Source organism: Streptomyces sp. CA-179760, assembly GCF_050937045.1.
Lineage (GTDB): Bacteria > Actinomycetota > Actinomycetes > Streptomycetales > Streptomycetaceae > Streptomyces.
On sequence record NZ_JBNJLZ010000001.1, the window covers coordinates 4,182,140 to 4,199,842 of the forward strand.

General features: G+C 69.9%; 14 protein-coding genes and 2 pseudogenes. 7 read left to right on the top strand and 9 right to left on the bottom strand.

Translation table 11 applies throughout. The features are described 5' to 3' along the window. Positions 1–48 precede the first annotated feature (48 nt). A pseudogene (locus ACQEV8_RS18610) lies at positions 49–420 on the bottom strand (ATP-binding cassette domain-containing protein); the annotation flags it as partial. A gap of 359 nt (positions 421–779) precedes the next feature. Next, positions 780–1,403: a DUF6000 family protein gene (locus ACQEV8_RS18615; protein ID WP_432961619.1), complete on the bottom strand. Its 624-nt coding sequence runs from the start codon at positions 1,401–1,403 to the stop codon at positions 780–782. A gap of 529 nt (positions 1,404–1,932) precedes the next feature. On the opposite strand from ACQEV8_RS18615, the gene ACQEV8_RS18620 reads away from it, so the two are divergent. The 3 genes from ACQEV8_RS18620 to ACQEV8_RS18630 all read left to right on the top strand — a co-directional run bounded on the left by ACQEV8_RS18620 (position 1,933) and on the right by ACQEV8_RS18630 (position 4,602). Then, positions 1,933–2,751: a S1 RNA-binding domain-containing protein gene (locus tag ACQEV8_RS18620; RefSeq protein WP_432961621.1), complete on the top strand. Its 819-nt coding sequence runs from the start codon at positions 1,933–1,935 to the stop codon at positions 2,749–2,751. Between the two features lie 523 nt (positions 2,752–3,274). Beyond that, entirely contained in the window at positions 3,275–3,994 is a 720-nt protein-coding gene (locus tag ACQEV8_RS18625; RefSeq protein WP_432961623.1) for a hypothetical protein, read from the top strand. 236 nt (positions 3,995–4,230) lie between these two features. Further along, positions 4,231–4,602 (top strand): hypothetical protein, encoded by a 372-nt coding sequence (locus ACQEV8_RS18630; protein WP_432961625.1) that lies wholly within the window; start codon positions 4,231–4,233, stop codon positions 4,600–4,602. Between the two features lie 138 nt (positions 4,603–4,740). On the opposite strand, the gene ACQEV8_RS18635 is transcribed toward ACQEV8_RS18630, so the two are convergent. From ACQEV8_RS18635 to ACQEV8_RS18655, 5 genes and pseudogenes are all read right to left on the bottom strand, one after another. Continuing rightward, the gene (locus ACQEV8_RS18635) at positions 4,741–6,201 is read right to left on the bottom strand and encodes an amino acid permease (protein ID WP_432961627.1); all 1,461 of its coding nucleotides are present in this window, start codon (positions 6,199–6,201) and stop codon (positions 4,741–4,743) included. A gap of 357 nt (positions 6,202–6,558) precedes the next feature. After that, a complete protein-coding gene (locus ACQEV8_RS18640) occupies positions 6,559–7,575 on the bottom strand; it encodes a PucR family transcriptional regulator (protein WP_432961629.1) in 1,017 nt (338 codons plus the stop codon). Beyond that, positions 7,536–8,213 (bottom strand): hypothetical protein, encoded by a 678-nt coding sequence (locus ACQEV8_RS18645; protein WP_432961631.1) that lies wholly within the window; start codon positions 8,211–8,213, stop codon positions 7,536–7,538. Before ACQEV8_RS18645 ends, ACQEV8_RS18640 begins: the two co-directional genes overlap by 40 nt. Before the next feature lie 217 nt (positions 8,214–8,430). Next, entirely contained in the window at positions 8,431–8,730 is a 300-nt protein-coding gene (locus tag ACQEV8_RS18650) for a putative quinol monooxygenase (protein WP_432961633.1), read from the bottom strand. A gap of 25 nt (positions 8,731–8,755) precedes the next feature. Continuing rightward, positions 8,756–9,741 (bottom strand): annotated as a pseudogene (locus tag ACQEV8_RS18655) (carbohydrate kinase family protein). 273 nt (positions 9,742–10,014) lie between these two features. Between ACQEV8_RS18655 and ACQEV8_RS18660 the strand changes: the two are divergent. The 4 genes from ACQEV8_RS18660 (at position 10,015) to ACQEV8_RS18675 (ending at position 14,119) form a co-directional block, all read left to right on the top strand. Then, positions 10,015–11,031, top strand: a complete 1,017-nt coding sequence (locus ACQEV8_RS18660; RefSeq protein WP_432961635.1) for a sugar ABC transporter substrate-binding protein — start codon at positions 10,015–10,017, stop codon at positions 11,029–11,031. 145 nt (positions 11,032–11,176) lie between these two features. Further along, a complete protein-coding gene (locus ACQEV8_RS18665; RefSeq protein ID WP_432961637.1) occupies positions 11,177–12,190 on the top strand; it encodes an ABC transporter permease in 1,014 nt (337 codons plus the stop codon). Next, positions 12,187–13,020, top strand: a complete 834-nt coding sequence (locus ACQEV8_RS18670; protein ID WP_432961639.1) for an ATP-binding cassette domain-containing protein — start codon at positions 12,187–12,189, stop codon at positions 13,018–13,020. Before ACQEV8_RS18665 ends, ACQEV8_RS18670 begins: the two co-directional genes overlap by 4 nt. Positions 13,021–13,096: 76 nt before the next feature. After that, the gene (locus tag ACQEV8_RS18675) at positions 13,097–14,119 is read left to right on the top strand and encodes a LacI family DNA-binding transcriptional regulator (RefSeq protein WP_432961641.1); all 1,023 of its coding nucleotides are present in this window, start codon (positions 13,097–13,099) and stop codon (positions 14,117–14,119) included. 40 nt (positions 14,120–14,159) lie between these two features. Here the strand turns inward: ACQEV8_RS18675 and ACQEV8_RS18680 are convergent, their stop codons facing one another. Together ACQEV8_RS18680 and ACQEV8_RS18685 are read right to left on the bottom strand one after the other, a co-directional pair. Beyond that, entirely contained in the window at positions 14,160–15,878 is a 1,719-nt protein-coding gene (locus ACQEV8_RS18680; RefSeq protein WP_432961643.1) for an ABC transporter ATP-binding protein, read from the bottom strand. Continuing rightward, a complete protein-coding gene (locus ACQEV8_RS18685; protein WP_432961645.1) occupies positions 15,878–17,674 on the bottom strand; it encodes an ABC transporter ATP-binding protein in 1,797 nt (598 codons plus the stop codon). The genes ACQEV8_RS18680 and ACQEV8_RS18685 overlap by 1 nt, the downstream gene beginning before the upstream one ends. Positions 17,675–17,703 lie beyond the last annotated feature (29 nt).

The following is a 17,703-nucleotide window of genomic DNA, read 5'->3' on the forward strand; positions in this document are numbered from 1 at the left end:
TCTCAACCGAGGCCCTGCGCGGCCGGGGCGACAACGTGCAAGGCCGTCTCAGTCCCGCGCCGCCCCCGCCAGGGACAGGTCCCAGTACGCGGCGTACCGGCCGGCGCGCCGCAACAACTCCTCGTGGCTGCCCTGTTCCACCACCCGCCCGGCGTCCAGGAAGGCGACGCGGTCGGCCCGGCGCACGGTCCTCATGCGGTGCGCCACCAGCACCACGGTCCGGCCCGCCATCAGCTCCGCGATGCCGGCGTGCACGGCCGCCTCGTTGACCGGGTCCAGGGCCGAAGTGACCTCGTCGAGCAGCACGATCGGCGCGTCCTTCAGCAGCGCGCGGGCGATGGAGACGCGCTGCCGCTCGCCGCCCGACAGCAGCGCCCCGCCCTCGCCCACGCCCGCCGACCAGCCGCCGGGCAACCGCTCGCGCTTGCGTCAGAGAAGTAGCTTCCTGGATCCTGAACTGCTCATGATTCGCGACCTGGCGGACCGGGACAGCCCATCGCCTCTGCCGTCTCAGTTTCCGTCTCATTCAGCCCCGTGGCGCACGGCCGGCGTCCTGAGCAGTTCCCACTAGACCCCGGCAGTTGCTCGTGCCAGATGCGTGCCAGGTTGGGCAGGGAACGTCGGGGGACAGCGAGCTATCCGCGCCCGAGGAGCCGTCAGATCGCTCCCTCACAGTTCAGACGCCCAACTCGCCTAGGAGACTCAAGCTTCCCGAGGTGAAGGTACTGGGGGTGACCACCCTCGTGGTGCGGACGGATCAGGTGTCTCCGCGCCAAGGGTCATCGGCTCCTTGCTGTGCAGATTCTGGCGCTCGCATCAGCGACTACGCAAAGTTGACCGATGAACTCGCGGTAACTATCGGGAGCGTCGTAGCCCTTGGTCGGCGGTCCTTCGACCCACTGCTGCCAGAGGCCGTCTGAAACGAGGAACCGGGCCGCCTGGCTGGCGCCGAGCCTGACGTCGAGCAACAAGAGCGCGCCGAGGGCAGCTGCCTGGTCGTAGTCGAGGTCGGGGCGGGGCAGGTAGCGGTCGAGGTAGGCGACCAGGAGGTCGGCGTCGGCAGGGGCGCCGAAGGTGGCAAGTGCGACGCAGTATGCCTCCCCCGCGAAGGGTACTTCGCTGTCGAGTAGTAGTTCGCCGAGGCGTTCGCGGAACTCGGCTCGGTCGACAACGGCGATGAGCCAAGCTGCCGTCGTGCGTTCGCGCCATCCTCCGTTGAGCAGGATCCCCAGTTCCCGGGGGCTGATGTCACTGGCAGCCTTTCCCAACTTCCGCGTGAATTTGGCGCGCTCACGTCCACTCATCCAGAGAAGACCGCCACCGAGTTTGAGGTACCGCTGGCCGGGCGTGACGTAGCGGCGGGTCAACTTGAGCAGCTCGGACTCTTCGTCAGCGTGGCGCATGACGGCATCCTGTCGTGGGACGAGGCTGTTCGACCATCGATCTGGCCGGTCGGACGACGCAGCCGGTCGGCCCGGCGTGGGATTCGCCGAGGACATCGAGAAGGCAAGTAGGGGACTTCACCCCCGGTCGGTGGTGCCGGAGGGCGGGGGCGCCCGCCTCAGTTTCCGTCTCATTCAGCCCGGTTCACGGCCGTTCACAGGCGACCTCACGCCGGACACGACGTACGGGCCGTCCGTCCATGAACGCAGGTGAACGCCCCTGCACACCGCCCCGCATCCCACCAACACAGTTGGAAATCGTGTTGGCCTGAGAGCAGGACGTGTACTGCGCCCCGTCGGCGATACCTGATCAGCTTGGGGTGTGGAGACCGTCATCGCCAGTGCCAACTCCTGTTGTACGAAGCGAGCTTCAGTACCGGCCTGACAGCAGCACTTCGTCCGGGACGCAGTGGTGGGCCGTGACACGCTGGTCGGCAGCTGGCCGGGAGAGTTGGAACCAGTGCGGTCGGCGCCGACTAGGCTCACCGCCATGTCCGAGCCGGCTCCTGACCCCCGTATGCAGTCCTTGATCAACCAGCTCTGGCCGGGGGCCGTGAGAACGGTGAAGGTCATCGGGTTTGACGGAGCGGACATCCTGGTGGAGTTTGTGGATGTCGGCGGAGGGGCCGAGATCGGTCGGATTCCTCGACACGAGGCGTCGATGCGTCGGATGGAGCATCCGTCCGAGCTGTTTGAGGTCGGCCAGGAGATCAACGCCGAAGAGATCGGGCGTTGGCGCGAAGGTCAGCTTCGCCTCTCCGCCAGGGCGTGCGAGATTCCGGCCTTGCGATCCTTTCTCCTCGCCTTCGAGCGAGGGCAGGTCGTCGCTGGGACAGTCTCCGCGGTTCACAACTTCGGAGTCTTCGTTCACGTCGATGGCGAACCGGACGGCCTGTGCACCGGCTTCATCCGGGTGCCGGACCTGACGTGGGGCTGGATCCACCACCCCTCCGAGGCAGTCGAAGCCGGCCAGCGGATCACCGCTGAGGTGATCATTGCCGAGACGCGCTCCGGACAGGTCACGCTCTCCTTGAAGGCTCTGCAGGAAGATCCACTCATTCGGTTCGCGGATCAGGTCGGCCGGATTCTCACCGGGCCGGTCATCAAGGTCGTTCCCTTTGGTGTGTTCGTGCAGCTCGCTCCCGACGTTGTGGGGTTCCTTCACCTCTCAGAGCTGACTGACGAGCCGGTCGAGACCCCGGATCAGTTCGTCGACGAAGGTGAGCTGATCACGGTGAAGGTCACCGAGGTCGACCTCCAGCGTCACAGGGTGCGGCTGGGTGCCGCCGGCGGAGCGGACAGAACGTAACGAATGGGCGTGGACGCGCGCATCAAGGTCCGCAACCCAGGTGGAGAGATCGTCCTTGAGGTCAACGCTGCCGGGCTGAAGACCCTGGTCGGCCACGTCATCAGTGCGGCGCATGGGCAGCATGCTCGTACGGCCGAAGCTGCCAGACCAGCGATCTGGCCAGTCGGGCGCCCGAGCGCCGCGTGCCCATCCGTCTCAGTTTCCGTCTTGTGCAACCCGGTTCACGGCCGTTCAGCGGAACGCCTCGGCGTAGAGGGAAACCCGTGGGGCGATCTGGTCTGGGCTGACGTCATCGAACCGACTCCAGACCATCCTCAAATGACCGATACATCCGGAGCGTTCGCTGTCATCGCTCTCAGCTTGGCTGTGTCTACGGTGTCGGTGTCACTCAGTGCGAGTCTCATGTGGTGAGTTCGGCGAGCTTCTCGAACACGAGCGGTGGCTGCCCCGGCACGACCAGCCGAGGCTGATCACGCTCAGGAAATGAGTATGCGGCTTCGTGGCGTCAGCCGATCATGTGGGTATGACCGATCAGCTGGCGATCAGCATTTTGACTTTGCAGCACAGAATCCCGGACGACTGGGCGGCGGATCCTTGGGCCGAAGTGCGCCCCCTGATCGACGGCGTAGACCTTCTGAAGGGGGTCCACCCGGAAGGAGTGGCACTCAGTTGCCGACACTGGAGAGGCCCGGCCGAGAGTTGGCCTCTGGCGGTCACCGAGGAGCCACGCAGAGTCATTGTCACTGAGCCGACCTGCACCGTCGGCTGCTGCGGCGCCCTGTACGTCACCATGCGCCGCGAGGACGACCGGGTGATCTGGAACGCCTGGGAAAACACCAGCAACATCACTGCCGTGCCCGCGGACATCCGCTTCGATGCTGCCCAGTACGAAGCCGAACTCGCACGGGCCGCAGCGGACTGCAGCTGGGAAGAGCCGGTAGACACCGTTGCCCGGCTGCTTGAGCAGACCCTTACGGGCAGCGGCTGGTTCGAGCAGTGGGGCTGCGTTCTCACGGGTGTCTGGCCACGACGCAAGGAGCCCGACGTCACCGAGGAGTTCACCAGCCCCGAGGGAGTCGATGTCGAGTTCCTGTACGTCCAGGCACCGGGAGAGCGTGCGTGCTCCTACGCGTACGAATTGTTCATCACCCACGATCAGTCCGTGGAGGAGCAGGCACGTCAGCTCGCGGCCCGCATTCTCGCGGACGATCCGCGGAAGACTGCTGAGCTTCGAGAACGCTGAGGGTCAGGTGCGGGAAAGTGCGAGTTGACAGTGGCCACGCCCGTGATGGAGTCCGTCCTCCGTCAAGGCAGCTTCACCTGGTCTCGGGACCTTCGGCATCACCGCCTGACCCGACATGGGCGAACGCCCGCATCTCACGCCCTCCTGCTGCGGAAGCGGATGTTCCGAGAAGAGCGGGCACACGACGCGGCCCGTGGCATACCTGAAGTACGGCAACCCGGAAGGTCACCATCGCTGTGCCGGAAGAGCTGGTGGAATCGATCAAGGAGCGCGTCGACGCGCGCGGGGTGTCCGGCTATGTCGTCGCCGCCGCTCATCAGGACGCCATGGGCCGACTGCGCGAGTTGGCCGAACGTATCGAAGTTGAGCACGGCGCAGTAACGGACGAGGAGCAGCAAGCGGCGCTGGACCGCGTCGCCGCCATCGACGGCTGGCACGACGAGCAGCGACCACACTCGGACTGGGCACAAGTACGCCATCGCCGCCATCCTGGCAGCCGTGGCCGGGCGGGAAGCCGCGCAGGGGCTCAGGCGACCGTCTTCACCTCCGACACCGACGACATGAATCAACTCCTCGCCGGGCACTCCGTGCGAGTCGAGAAACTCTGACGAGACAGCGCCGGCGTCTCACTCCGGTCACTCGCCGGCTCCCCCGGGCAAACAAGCACGCAGGGTGCCCCCTCCCGGCAAACAGAGGGCACCCCACGTCACCTCGGCCAAAGCCGAGCGCGGCGTCCGCGGCCGCTGCTACCGGGGCGCGACCGCGTCCTTGGCGCTTGCCGGGCGCCTTCGCTCACGGACCAGCGAGATCGCGATCACCAGAGCGGCCACGAGCAGGGAGAGCAGGACCTGGCTCCGTCCGCCGCCCTCCTTGTCGTCGGTGAGCATGTAGACGAGCACGAACGAGATCATCGCGATCGTCACCCACGTCAGATACGGGAACAGCCACATCCGGACGACGAGCTTCTCCGGGTTCTCGCGCAGGATGATGCCCCGCATCCGCAGCTGCGAGAAGCAGATGACCAGCCACACGAAGAGCGCGACCGCGCCGGAGGAGTTCAGCAGGAACTGGAACACCGTGTCCGGCCACAGGTAGTTGAAGGCGACCGCCACGAAGCCGAAGGCCACGGAGGCCAGGATCGCGGGCTGCGGGACACCTCGCGCGTTCGTCCGTACGAAGGACCGCGGGGCGTCGCCACGCTGCCCGAGGGAGAAGGCCATGCGGGAGGCGGTGTAGAGGCCGGAGTTGAGACAGGACAGCACGGCGGTCAGCACGATGAAGTTCATGATCTCGCCGGCGTGCGGGATGCCGATCGTGTCCAGGGCCGCGACGTACGACCCCTTCTTCTCGACGGCGGGGTCGTTCCACGGCAGCAGGGAGACCACGACGAGGATCGAGCCGATGTAGAAGACGCCGACCCGCCAGATCACGCTCCGGGTGGCCTTTGCGACCTGCCGCCGCGCGTCCGGGGACTCGGCGGCGGCGAGGGTGACGATCTCGCTCCCCATGAAGGAGAAGACGACGAGCAGGATGCCGGTGAGGATCGCTCCGGAGCCGTTCGGCAGGAAGCCGCCGTGTTCGGTGAGGTTGCCGAAGCCCGTCGCGGCGTGGTCGGAGCCGGGCAGCACGCCGAAGATCGCCAGTCCGCCGAGGACGATGAAGCCTCCGATGGCGACGACCTTGATGCCGGCGAACCAGAACTCGAACTCGCCGAAGGAACCGACCGAGATCAGGTTGGTGGCGGTGAGGACCACCATCACGAACAGCGCCCAGGCCCACTGCGGTACGGCCGGCACCCACCCTTCCAGGATCACGGCACCCGCCGTGGCCTCCACGGCGAGCACGACGACCCAGAAGAACCAGTACAGCCAGCCGATCGAGAACCCGGCCCAGCGGCCCAGCGCCCGGTCCGCGTAAGCGGAGAAGGAGCCGGAGGTCGGGTAGGCCGCGGCCATCTCGCCGAGCATCCGCATCACGAACACGACCAGGGCCGCGACCAGCGCGTACGACAGCAGGATGCCGGGCCCTGCGGCGGCGATTCCGGAGGCGGAGCCCACGAACAGGCCGGCACCGATCACACCACCGATGGCGATCATGGACAGATGGCGGTTCTTGAGACCGGCCTTCAGACCTGCCTGCTCCGGGGGCTGACCGTCGGCAGGTGGGGCGGTGTCAGGGGCCGGAGCACCTGGGGGACGTGTGGTCATGTCGACATCCATCCGTTGAGTGGTTGGGAAGCCGTGGGGGGGAGGGGCCGCCGTGGTTGCTGGGGCGCTCGCCTCGGCGGCGGGGACGGGCAGGCCGGTATGGCAGAGGGAGGGCCATGGCCTTGAAGTTCCGAAAGCGTTCAGGGCGCGGGGCGCGGTATCCGGATGCCGTACAGGTGATGGGGTCGTCACCGCACGTCCGCGCTGTGCTCCGCCTCCTCATGAGAGGCGGCCCGTTTCACTTGCGGGAGGAGATTTGCGCCAGCGTATGAGGAGTCATGGGGCAGCGGGCTTGTCCAGTACGACGAATTCGCCGCCGATGGCTGTACGGCCCGCCAATGCGGAGGGGGAGCGGGATCAGGTGCCGGGCGGCAGCCGCAGCTGGAGCATGGCGAGCAGACGCTGGTCAGGACGGCTCAGGTCGAGACCGGTCAGGTCCTCGGCCCGGCGAAGGCGGTAGCGCAGCGTGTTGGGGTGCACATGCAGCTGGGCGGCGGCGGCCCGTACGTCGCCGAAGGAATTCAGGTAGGTCAGAAGGGTCTGCGCCAGGCGGCCTTGGTGCCGGCTGTCGTGGGCGACAAGGGCGGTCAGCCGTGGATCCCGTATCTCGGGATGGCCGGAGAGCAGCGTCAGCACTTCGCTGACCAGTACTTCCGACTGGATGTCCGGCAAGGCGGCGACCGCGGTGTGTACGTCGGCCCCCAGCATGGCGTCGAGGATGCGGTCGGCCTCCCGGCGCGACTCCGTGACGTCGCCGAGCGTGGACACCACGCAACCGACCGAGCCACGCAGCGGCAGGCCCAGGTGCCGGCGTGCGGCGTCGGTGATCTCCTGGCCCCAGCCGCGCAGCGTGTCGATGTCGATGCTGCGCGGCAACTGGGGCAGGAGCACGTAGATGCGGGGATCGACCTGTGTGACCAGCGCGCTGCGATGCCGGGCGGCTATGTGCACGGAGACCAGGTTGGTGACTTCGGCATGGGTCAGCTCCGGTGCGGCGACGACCTCCGCGGTTCCGTATGAGAAGCCCAGGACGGCGGCCGGGCGGGTCGCGTCGAATCCCAGGTGGGTGGCCAGCGGCTGTGGCCCGGTGTTCCCCTCCAGAAGTCCGGCCAGCAGGGTTCGGGTGAACGTCAGGTTCTCGGAGAGCTCCCGGCGGCGGCGCACCAGATGGAGCGCGGCGACCCGGGCGGCACCCAGCAGTGCCTGGCCCGAGCGTTCGGACAGCGGTGTCGAGCCCTCCTGCACCCAGATGGTCCCCAACTGCCGGTCCCCGGACCGGATGGCCACCGCGAGCCGACGGCGGATCCCCAGCTCGGGGTGACTGTCGATGCTGATCACCTCGTCGCTGGAGTGCAGGTGCTGGAACACCCCCACTCGCGCAGCTTCGCCAGATACGCCTCCGGTCCCTGCCAGCCGAGGATGGACCGCCGCCGCAGGTCGTCGATCTCGTCGGAGTCGGTGGAGCGGGAGTACGCCAGCACCCGGTTGGCGGTGTCCTCGATGCTGACGATGCCGCTGGTGAGGATGGCGGTGGTCTGGGCGAGCGAGAACAGGTCGCTCTCCTCGGCTTCGCCGCGGTGGCCCGGCGGCGCGTCATCGAGGGCGGCGCGGGCCAGCGCGTTCACCTGTTCCCAGCGTGCTTCGCCGCGCAACGAGAACAGGGCGACCCCGGCCTCGGTGGCGGCCTCGCTGAGAGCGGCGGCCTGGCCGGGACCATCCAGTTTGACCACGACGCCGGCGGCTCCGTCGCGCCCGGCGGCCCGCAGCGCGGGATAGGCGGCTCGGCCACGGGCACCGATGACGAGAACCAGCTCGCCCGGCTGAGTGGCCGGCGGCTCCTCGGGGTCGAGCAGGGCCACGCCGCGGATCTCGACGTCCAGTCCGGCGGGAGCGGCCTGCACCTCGACCAGCGAATCGCCCAGAGCCATCAGCAACTCGCGCAGGCTGATGCGCGCGGGAAGCGGAGTCACCTCGGCCGGATCCATGATCGTCGCCTTTTTGCTGGGAGCCATGCCGGAGCCTTGATGTTATCTGTCCGGCTGCAAGCACCGCCCTGGAGCAGGTGTGGACCGCGGCGCCCGGCCACCGCCAATTCCGGCACCCGGCCACCGCCGATTCCGGCACCCGGCCACCGCCGATTCCGGCACCCGGCCACCGCCGATCCCGACGCCCGGCCACCGCCGATCTCGGCACCCGGCCACCGCCGATCCGGATGTCGGCGTCATGGATTCATGTGCGGTCGATGCCCTCGAGGAACGTGAGTACCGACGCGTCCTCCTCTATCAGCGGGACGAGGGCGGCGTTGAACGGGGCGCCGTACGAGGCGTTCAGATGTGCCTGGAAGGCGTCTTCGTCCCGGTAGACCTCGAAGATCCAGTAGGCGCGGGGGGCGGCCGCTTTGGTGTAGACGTCGAAGGCCAAGTTGCCTTCCTCTTCGCGTACCTTCAGGGCGTACGCCCGGATCAGGCGGGTGACCTCGTCCTCCATCCCCTCTCGGGCGGTGAATTCGGCGAGCAGCGTTTTCGTCATGGTCTTCCGTCCTTGTCCGTGGGATTCAGCGGGTGGAGTCGAGGTGCCGGACGGCGGCGGCGTCCCTCGTGAGCGGCACCAACTGGTCCTGCCAGGGCGGGTTGGGCCCGGCAACCGAGCAGGTCAGGGCAGCGACTTCCACGGCGAACAGGCAGGCTGCCTCGACATCGCCGAGGCTCAGGTCCGTCAGTCTGCCGCCGAGGAATCCGTGCGCGCCGAGGTGGTGCAGCAGTCCGGCGGTGAAGGAGTCCCCCGCGCCGACCGTGTCGACGACCGGTGTCGCCACCGCCGGCACCCGCACCCGCTCTCCGTCGAGTGAGGCCAGGGCGCCGTCGGCGCCGCGCGTGATCACGACGAGCCGCGCCCCCGCCGCGTGCCAGGTGTCGCAGGCCTGCTCGGGCGGCGTTCCGGGCAGGAGGAGGTCCAGGTCGTCCTCGCTCAGCCGCAACACGTCCGCGAGGCCGCACCAGTGCGCCAGCCGGGCGCGGTAGACCTCGGGGGCACCAGGAGCGGGCGGACGTTGGGGTCGATGCTGATGGTGGCCCGAGGGGCGGCCGCTGCCAGGAAGTCCTCCACCACCGCCGCCCCGGGGTCCCTGACCAGGGCAAGCGACCCGGTGTGCACACAGGCGGTGTCGGCCAGGTCGACCCCGGCCAGTTCCGCACTCGTCCACTGCCAGTCGGCGGTGGCCTGTGCGTGGAAGGAGAACGTGGCCTGGCCCCGGGCGTCCAGCTCGGCGACGGCGAGCGTGCTCGGCTCGGCGGCCTCGACGGCGTACGAGAGGTCCACGCCGGATGCCGCGAGGTGGGTCCGGAAGAGACGGCCGAACACGTCGCCGGACAGCCGGGCGAGGAAGCGGGCCGGGGTGCCGAGCCGGGCCAGGGCCACCGCCGTGTTGGCCGGCCCGCCGCCCGGCAGGACACGCAGGGCGAGTTCGTTCCGGGCAGCTGCGGGTTCGGTGAACGCGTCGGCGACACATTCGCCGAGGACGGTGATCTGGCGCGAGCTCATGGGCTGCTCTTCTCTTGGAACGCGCGGAGCGGAAAAGGGGCGGAACCGGAGCGGAATCGGGCATGACCCGGGCATGCCGGCGAGCGGCTTCGGGGCGGGTGGCCGCCGAGGGGCGTTGCCGATTTGTGACGAGTGAAGGGCATTGACGTTGCCGGGGAACGGAGTCCATCATCCTCGCCAAGCAGTGTCAACGATGACATCAGTCAACGTTGACATCGCGGGACGGCAGGCCCCGCTGCCGGCCACCCGCCCGACATCCCGCAGGAGTCGTTCATGTCACGCACCTCTCGTCTGCCCTCCTCCCTGCTCAGAGCCGCTGCCTGCACGGGTGTCGCAGCGCTCGCCCTGACCGCCTGTGGATCCGGATCGGGATCGGGCAGCACGAGCACCGGCTCGGGCGAGGTCAAGGTCGGCCTCATCACCAAGACCGACACCAACCCGTTCTTCGTCAAGATGAAGGAGGGCGCGGAGAAGACCGCTAAGGCGGAAGGCGTCAAGCTGATGACGGCGGCCGGCAAGTTCGACGGCGACAACGCCGGGCAGGTCACCGCCATCGAGAACATGGTCGCGTCCGGAGTGAAGGGAATCCTGATCACCCCGAGCGACTCCAAGGCGATCGTGCCCGCGATCGAGAAGGCCAAGGCCAAGGGAGTCCTGGTCATCGCCCTGGACACCCCGACCGAGCCGGAGAGCGCGGTCGACGCCCTCTTCGCCACCGACAACCTCAAGGCCGGCGAGCTGATCGGCGAGTACGCCAAGGCCGCCATGAAGGGCAAGGCCGCGAAGATAGCCGCCCTCGACCTCGCGCCGGGCGTGTCCGTCGGCGTTCAGCGGCACAACGGTTTCCTCAAGGGCTTCGGCGCCACCGACAAGGACGTCGCCTGTGCTCAGGACACCGGCGGCGACCAGTCCAAGGGCCAGACAGCGATGGAGAACTGCCTCCAGAAGGAACCCGGCATCAACGTCGTCTACACCATCAACGAGCCCGCCGCGCTGGGCGCGTACACCGCCCTGAAGGCCAAGGGCCGGGAGAAGGACGTGCTGATCGTCTCCGTCGACGGCGGCTGCACCGGCACCCGGGCCGTCAAGGACGGCAAGATCGCCGCGACCTCGCAGCAGTACCCGCTGAAGATGGCCGCCGAGGGCGTCAAGGCCGTCGTGACGTACGCGAAGGACGGCAAGAAGGCGTCGGGTTACAGCGACACCGGCGTCACCCTGATCACCGACAAGGCGCAGGACGGGGTCGCTTCCAAGGACACCGCCTACGGCCTGGAGAACTGCTGGGGCTGAGCCGCCGCCAACTGCCCCTGCGGCCAATGCCGTTCGTCAGTGGGGCGGCCGGCCTCCTCTCCCCGCCGCGGGACGGCCGCCCCCTCGTCCACCTGCCGCCCGACCGGGACGGACAAGGACTTCTGTCTTCCGACAAGGACCTCGCATGACTGCCACGTCCACGCCACCCTCTACGTCCACGCCGTACGCGGAGCTGAAAGCGCCGACCACGGTCCGCAGACTGCTCACGCAACCGACCACGGGTCCGCTGGTCGCGCTCCTGCTGGCCTGTGTCTTCTTCTCCGTCTCGACCGACCAGTTCCTCACCGGCGGGAACTTCTCGCTGATCGTGCAGCAGGTCATGGTCGTCGGCACGCTGGCCATCGGCCAGACGCTGATCATCCTCACCGCGGGCATCGACCTGTCCTGCGGAGCGGTGATGGCGTTCGGCAGCATCGTGATCGCCAAGATGGCCGCCGAGGGCTCCCTGCCACCCCTCGCCGCGATCGCGCTTGGCCTGGTCGTCTGCGGCGGCTTCGGCATGCTCAACGGGGCCCTGGTGAAGAAGATCCCGCTGCCGCCGTTCATCGTCACCCTCGGCATGCTCAACGTGGCGTTCGCGCTGACGCACATCTACTCCGAGGAGCAGACGGTCAGCAACCTGCCCGGGCCGCTGACGGCCCTCGGGCAGACCTTCCCGCTCGGCAGGACCGACATCACCTACGGCTCGCTGGTCACCATCGCCCTGTTCCTCCTCCTCGCCTACGCGCTGAGCAGCACGAGCTGGGGCCGGCACGTCTACGCCCTGGGCAACAGCCCGGAAGCGGCGCGGCTGAACGGCATCCGCACCTCCCGGCTGACCATCGGCGTCTACACCACGGCAGGTGTGCTGTACGGCATCGCCGCCCTGCTGCTGATCTCCCGCACCGGAGTCGGTGACCCGCAGGCCGGGCAGACCGACAACCTCGACAGCATCACCGCCGTGGTGCTCGGCGGCACCAGCCTCTTCGGCGGACGCGGGTCGGTCCTGGGCACGTTCATCGGCGTCCTCATCGTCGGCGTCTTCCGTAACGGGCTCCAGCTGATGGGCGTCGCCTCGATCTACCAGACCCTGATCACCGGTGTCCTGGTGATCCTCGCGGTGACCGTCGACCAGATCTCCCGGAGGAAGGCCCGATGACCACCACCACCGAGACCCCCGTTCTGCAGGCTCGCGGTCTGGTCAAGCGCTACGGCCATGTCACCGCCATCGACGGCGCCGACTTCGACCTGCTGCCCGGCGAGGTGCTCGCCGTCATCGGCGACAACGGCGCAGGCAAGACCAGCCTCATCAAGGCCCTCACCGGCGCGGTGGTGCCGGACGAGGGCGAGATACGCCTGGGCGGGAAGCCGATCCAGTTCTCCGGCCCGCAGAGCGCACGCGCCCACGGCATCGAGACGGTCTACCAGGACCTCGCCGTGGCGGCGTCCATGGACATCGCCTCGAACATGTTCCTCGGCCGCGAGCTGCGTCGCCCGGGCATCCTGGGCAGTGCCTTCCGCATGCTCGACAAGAAGCGCATGCGTCAGGAGGCCGCCGAGCACATGGCCGACCTGAAGATCGGCCTTCGCTCGCTGACCCAGTCGGTCGAGACGCTCTCCGGCGGGCAGCGGCAGGCCGTCGCGGTCGCCCGCGCCGTCGCCTGGGCCCGCAGCGTCGTCGTCATGGACGAACCCACCGCCGCCCTCGGCGTCAAGGAGTCCGGCCAGGTCCTCGACCTCATCCGCCGCGTCCGCGACCAGGGCATGCCGGTCGTGCTGATCAGCCACAACATGCCGCATGTCTTCGAGATCGCCGACCGGATCCACGTCCACCGGCTGGGCCGGCGCGCCGCCGTGATCAAGCCCTCCGACTACTCCATGGCCGAGGTCGTCGCCATCATGACCGGCGCGCTCACCGTCGACGAGTCCGGAGATACTGTCGTAGCGGATTCCGAGGCCGCGAAGGCCGCCGGAGTACAGGCCACCTGACAGCGCAACCCGCTCCCGCATGTTCCGGCCGAGGCCGCGGCCGGGACCCGAGAGCATCCAGGAGACGGTTTCCTCCATGGCAGCGAGCCGCCGCCCCACCTTGGCCGATGTCGCCCGAGAAGTAGGAGTCAGCGCCAAGACGGTCTCCCGGGTCCTCAACGAGGACGGGCCCGTCTCGGCGCGGACGCGGGAACAGGTACTCGCCGCGGTGGCCGAGTTGGGCTTCCAGCCGAACCTCATGGCCCGCAACATCCGCGTCGGCGGCCCGGACACGACCGTAGGGCTGGTCGTCCCCGACCTGGCCAACCCCTTCTTCGGAGCCGTGGCCCGCGGTATCGAGGAGACCGTCCGGGACCGTGGACTGACGCTGCTCATGGGCTCGTCCGCGGACGATCCGGAGCGCGAACGCGCCCTGACGGCCCAGTTCCTCGCCCGGCGCGTCAGCATCCTGATCGTCGTGCCGTCCGTCGGCGCCGACCACTCCGACCTCAAGTCGCACCGTACGGCGGGGCTGCCCGTCGTCTTCCTCGACCGGCCGGGGGTCGGCCTGTCCACGGACAGCATCGTCAGCTCCAACCGCGCGGGAGCCCAGGAGGGCGTCGCCCACCTGATCGCCCACGGGCACCGACGCATCGGGTTCGTCGGCGACCTGCCCACCAAGCTCTACACCCGCCGCGAACGCCTCGCCGGGTACCGCGCGGCCCTGCGGGAAGCCGGCATCCCTTACGACCGCTCGCTGGTCGCCAGTGCGCACGACCAGCGGGGCGCCGAGGCCGCGACCTCCCAACTGCTCGACCTGGCCGCTCCCCCCACGGCCCTGTTCGCCGGGAACAACATCATGGCGCTCGGCATCGTCGCCGAACTCGCCCGCGGCAAACGCAAGGACGTGGCCGTCGTGGCCTTCGACGACGTATCACTCGCCGAAGCACTGGAACCTGCCCTGACGGTCGTCGCCCAGGACCCCGAGGAACTCGGCCGCAGCGCCGCGTCCACCGCCCTGACCCGCCTCGGCGGCGACCGCTCCCGGGCGCGCACCATCACCGTTCCCACCCGCCTGATCGTCCGAGGCTCGGGGGAGCAACCCGCGCCCATGCCGTAGGCGGCTTGCCCACCGATATCTCCACGAGGGGCCCCTCGTCTCAGTCCCGCGCCGTCCCGGCCAGGGACAGGTCCCAGTACGCGGCGTAGCGGCCGGCGCGCCGCAGCAGTTCCTCGTGGCTGCCCTGTTCGACCACCCGCCCGGCGTCCAGGAAGGCGACGCGGTCGGCCTGGCGCACGGTCCTCATGCGGTGCGCCACCAGCACCACGGTCCGGCCCGCCATCAGCTCCGCGATGCCGGCGTGCACGGCCGCCTCGTTGACCGGGTCCAGGGCCGAAGTGACCTCGTCGAGCAGCACGATCGGCGCGTCCTTCAGCAGCGCGCGGGCGATGGAGACGCGCTGCCGCTCGCCGCCCGACAGCAGCGCCCCGCCCTCGCCCACGCCCGCCGACCAGCCGCCGGGCAACCGCTCGATCACCTCGTCGAGCCGGGCCGCGGCGGCCGCGGCCCGTAGCTCGGCGTCGGTGGCGTCCGGGCGGCCGAGGCGCACGTTCTCCTCGATCGTGCCGTCGAAGAGGTAGACGTCCTGGAAGACGATGGCGATCCGCGCCAGCAGCGCCGCGGTGTCCATCTCCCGTACGTCCACGCCGCCGATCCGCACCGCGCCCGCCTCGACGTCGTGGAAGCGGGCGAGCAGCCGCAGCAGCGTCGTCTTGCCCGCGCCCGACGGCCCGACGACGGCGAGCCGCCCGCCCTCGGGTACGGACAGCGTCACCCCGTCGGCGACCGCGCGATCGCGGTGCCGGAAGGTGACCGCGTCGAACGCGATGTCGTGACCGGCCGGTTCGCGCGGCGCGCGAGGCTCCGGCAGCGGCTTGGTGTTCAGGACGTCGTCGAGGCGGGTGAGTTCGGCCCGGGCGGCGCGGATGCCGCCACTCATCTCGGCGAGGGACAGCAGCGGGTCGGCGCAGCGGGCGGCGAGCACCAGGACCGCGAGCACGTCGGCCGCGCCGATGTCCCCGCCGAGGGCGAGGTACGCGCCGAGTGAGAGCAGCGCGGTGAACGCCGCCTGCACGGTGACCGCGAGACCCAGCACACCCGGCAGCGCCGCGATGGTGGAGCGGTGCGAGGCGCGGCGCAGTTCCTTCAGGGAGTCGTCCAGCAGACCGAATCGTTCGCCGGTGCGGCCGCCGGCCCGCAGCACCGGCTGGGCCTGGAGGTACTCGATGACGCGGCCGGTGGCCGCGTGCTCGCGTTCCACGCGCTCCGCGTCGGTCACCGTCGTCGCGCGGGCCGTACGCAGCTGGACCGCCGCCACCAACGGCACAGCGGCCAGGCCGGCCAGCCCCAGCTGCCAGTTGAAGGCCAGCATCACGGCGACGATCGTCAGGGGCGTCACACATGCGGAGATGAAGGGCGCCAGCAGGTGCGCGATCACAGCCATCGCCCGCAGCACGCCCTGGCTTGCGAGAACGGACACCTCGCCGGTGCGGCCGGGTTGTCGGTACCAGCCGATGGGCAGCCGGGCGAGGTGTTCGCCGAGGCGCTCGTACATGCCGTGCAGCAGCGTCGTGCCCACGCGGAAGCCGGAGCGGTCGCTGACGTACCGCAGCACCGCACAGACCGCGACCGCCGCGCCGAAGGCGGCCAGCCAGGGCCGGGCGCCCTCCGGTGTGCCGCCGAAGAGCGCGCGCAGCACGGGCACCAGCAGGGCGTACGACAGTCCCTCGGCGAGGGCGGTCGCCGTCATCAGGGCGACGGTGCGGCGCACCGGCCCGGCGTACTCGTGGCCGAGCACACGCAGCAGTGTGCTGATCATCAGGCCTTCTCCCCTTCCACGGGACCGGCGGCGGCACCGGCGGCGGCACCGGCGTGGATCTTCCAGAATTCGGCGAACGCGCCGTTCCGAGCCGTGAGTTCCGCGGTCGTGCCCCGCTCCACGATCTCGCCGTCGCGCAGCATCACGACGGTGTCGGCGTCGGCGATCGTCTCCATGCGGTGGGCGATGACCAGCGTCGTCCGCTTCTCCCGGTCCTGCGCCAGCGTCTCGCGCACCGCCCGCTCGGTCTGCGGGTCGGCGAAGGCGGTGGCCTCGTCGAGGACCAGGACGGGGGCGTCCGCGAGCAGGGCGCGGGCGATCGAGACGCGCTGCGCCTCGCCGCCGGAGAGGCGGGCGTCCTCGCCGATCACCGAGTCGTAGCCGCGGGGCAGTTCGAGGATGCGGTCGTGGATGCTCGCCCGGCGGGCGGCGCGGACCACGGCGTCGCGGTCGGCGTGCGGGACGGCGAGGGCGATGTTGTCCGCGACCGAGGCGCGCAGCAGCCGGACGTCCTGGAAGACGAAGGACACCCGCCGGTACAGCTCCTGGCTGCCCACCTCACGCAGGTCGACGCCGCCGAGGAGCACGGAGCCGTGCGTCGGGTCGTAGAACCGCGGCAGCAGCTGCACCAGCGTGGACTTGCCGCTGCCGGACGGCCCCACCACGGCCGTGATCGTCCCCGGCTCCAGCACCAGGTCGACACCGCGCAGCACCTCGCGCCCGGCCGCGGCGCCCTCGTACCCGAAGCGGACGTCCCGCAGCTCCACCCGGTGTCCCTCGGGCGCCACCGGCCGTACGGGCTCGGGCAGCGGCGGCTCGGCGAGTACGTCCCGGATGCGGCCGACGGCGCGCCGCGCGGCCTGCAGGTCGTCGAAGCCGTGCCCGAGCGCGGCCACGGGCGCGGTCAGCCCGAGGCCGAGGAGCAGGAAGGGCAGCAGGTCCGCCGGGGCGAGCCCGCCCCCGGTGATCCGGTACGCGCCGCCGACCAGCACCGCCAGCAGCACGAACGGCGGCGACAGCGCCACCTGCATCCCGGCGGCGACCCCGGCCAGACCCCGCACCATCCGGTAGAAGCTCCGGGTGAAGTCACCCACCGCGGTACGGAACGTGCCGTGCGCCCGCTCCGACCCGCCGAACGCCTTCACCACCGCGATGCCCTGCACGAACTCGACCACCGACGCCGAGATCCGCCCCATCGCGGCGTCGAACTCCTGCTGCTCGCGCAGCCGCGCGGGCGTCATCATCAGCGGCACCAGCGCGACCGCCAGCAGCACGGGGATCAGCGTGATCAGCGTCAGCCGCCAGTCCACGGTGAGGAGATAGCCGAGCGAGACCAGCGGCACCACGAAGGCGGAGACCAGCTCGCCCGGCGTGTGGGCGATGAGCGGGTGCACGGCGCTGACGTCCTCGCCCACGAGCTTCGCCAGCTCCCCGCTGCGCCGCCGTGCCAGCCGGCCGATCGGCACCCGCCCGAGCCGCGCGGCGAGTCGCCGGCGCAGCGACAGCTGCACCCGGGTGTCGAGGAGGTGCCCGGCGCCGGACGAGGCGGCCGTGAACAGCAGCCGTACGAGCAGCCCTGCCGCGCCCGTGATCACGACGTCGCGCACGTGCCCGTCGTCGGCCGGCCCCGGCGCCAGCAGCGTACGGCCGAGCTCGACGACCGCGAGCAGCGGCGCCAGGCCGGCGACGGCGCCGATGGCCTGAAGGATGACGACGACGGCGAAGCCGCCTGCGTACGGGCGCAACAGACGGGCCACGCCCGGTGGTGGCGGCGCGGTGGTTCCGGTGGAAGTCATGCGCTCACCTTCGCCGCGGCTGCGGCCCG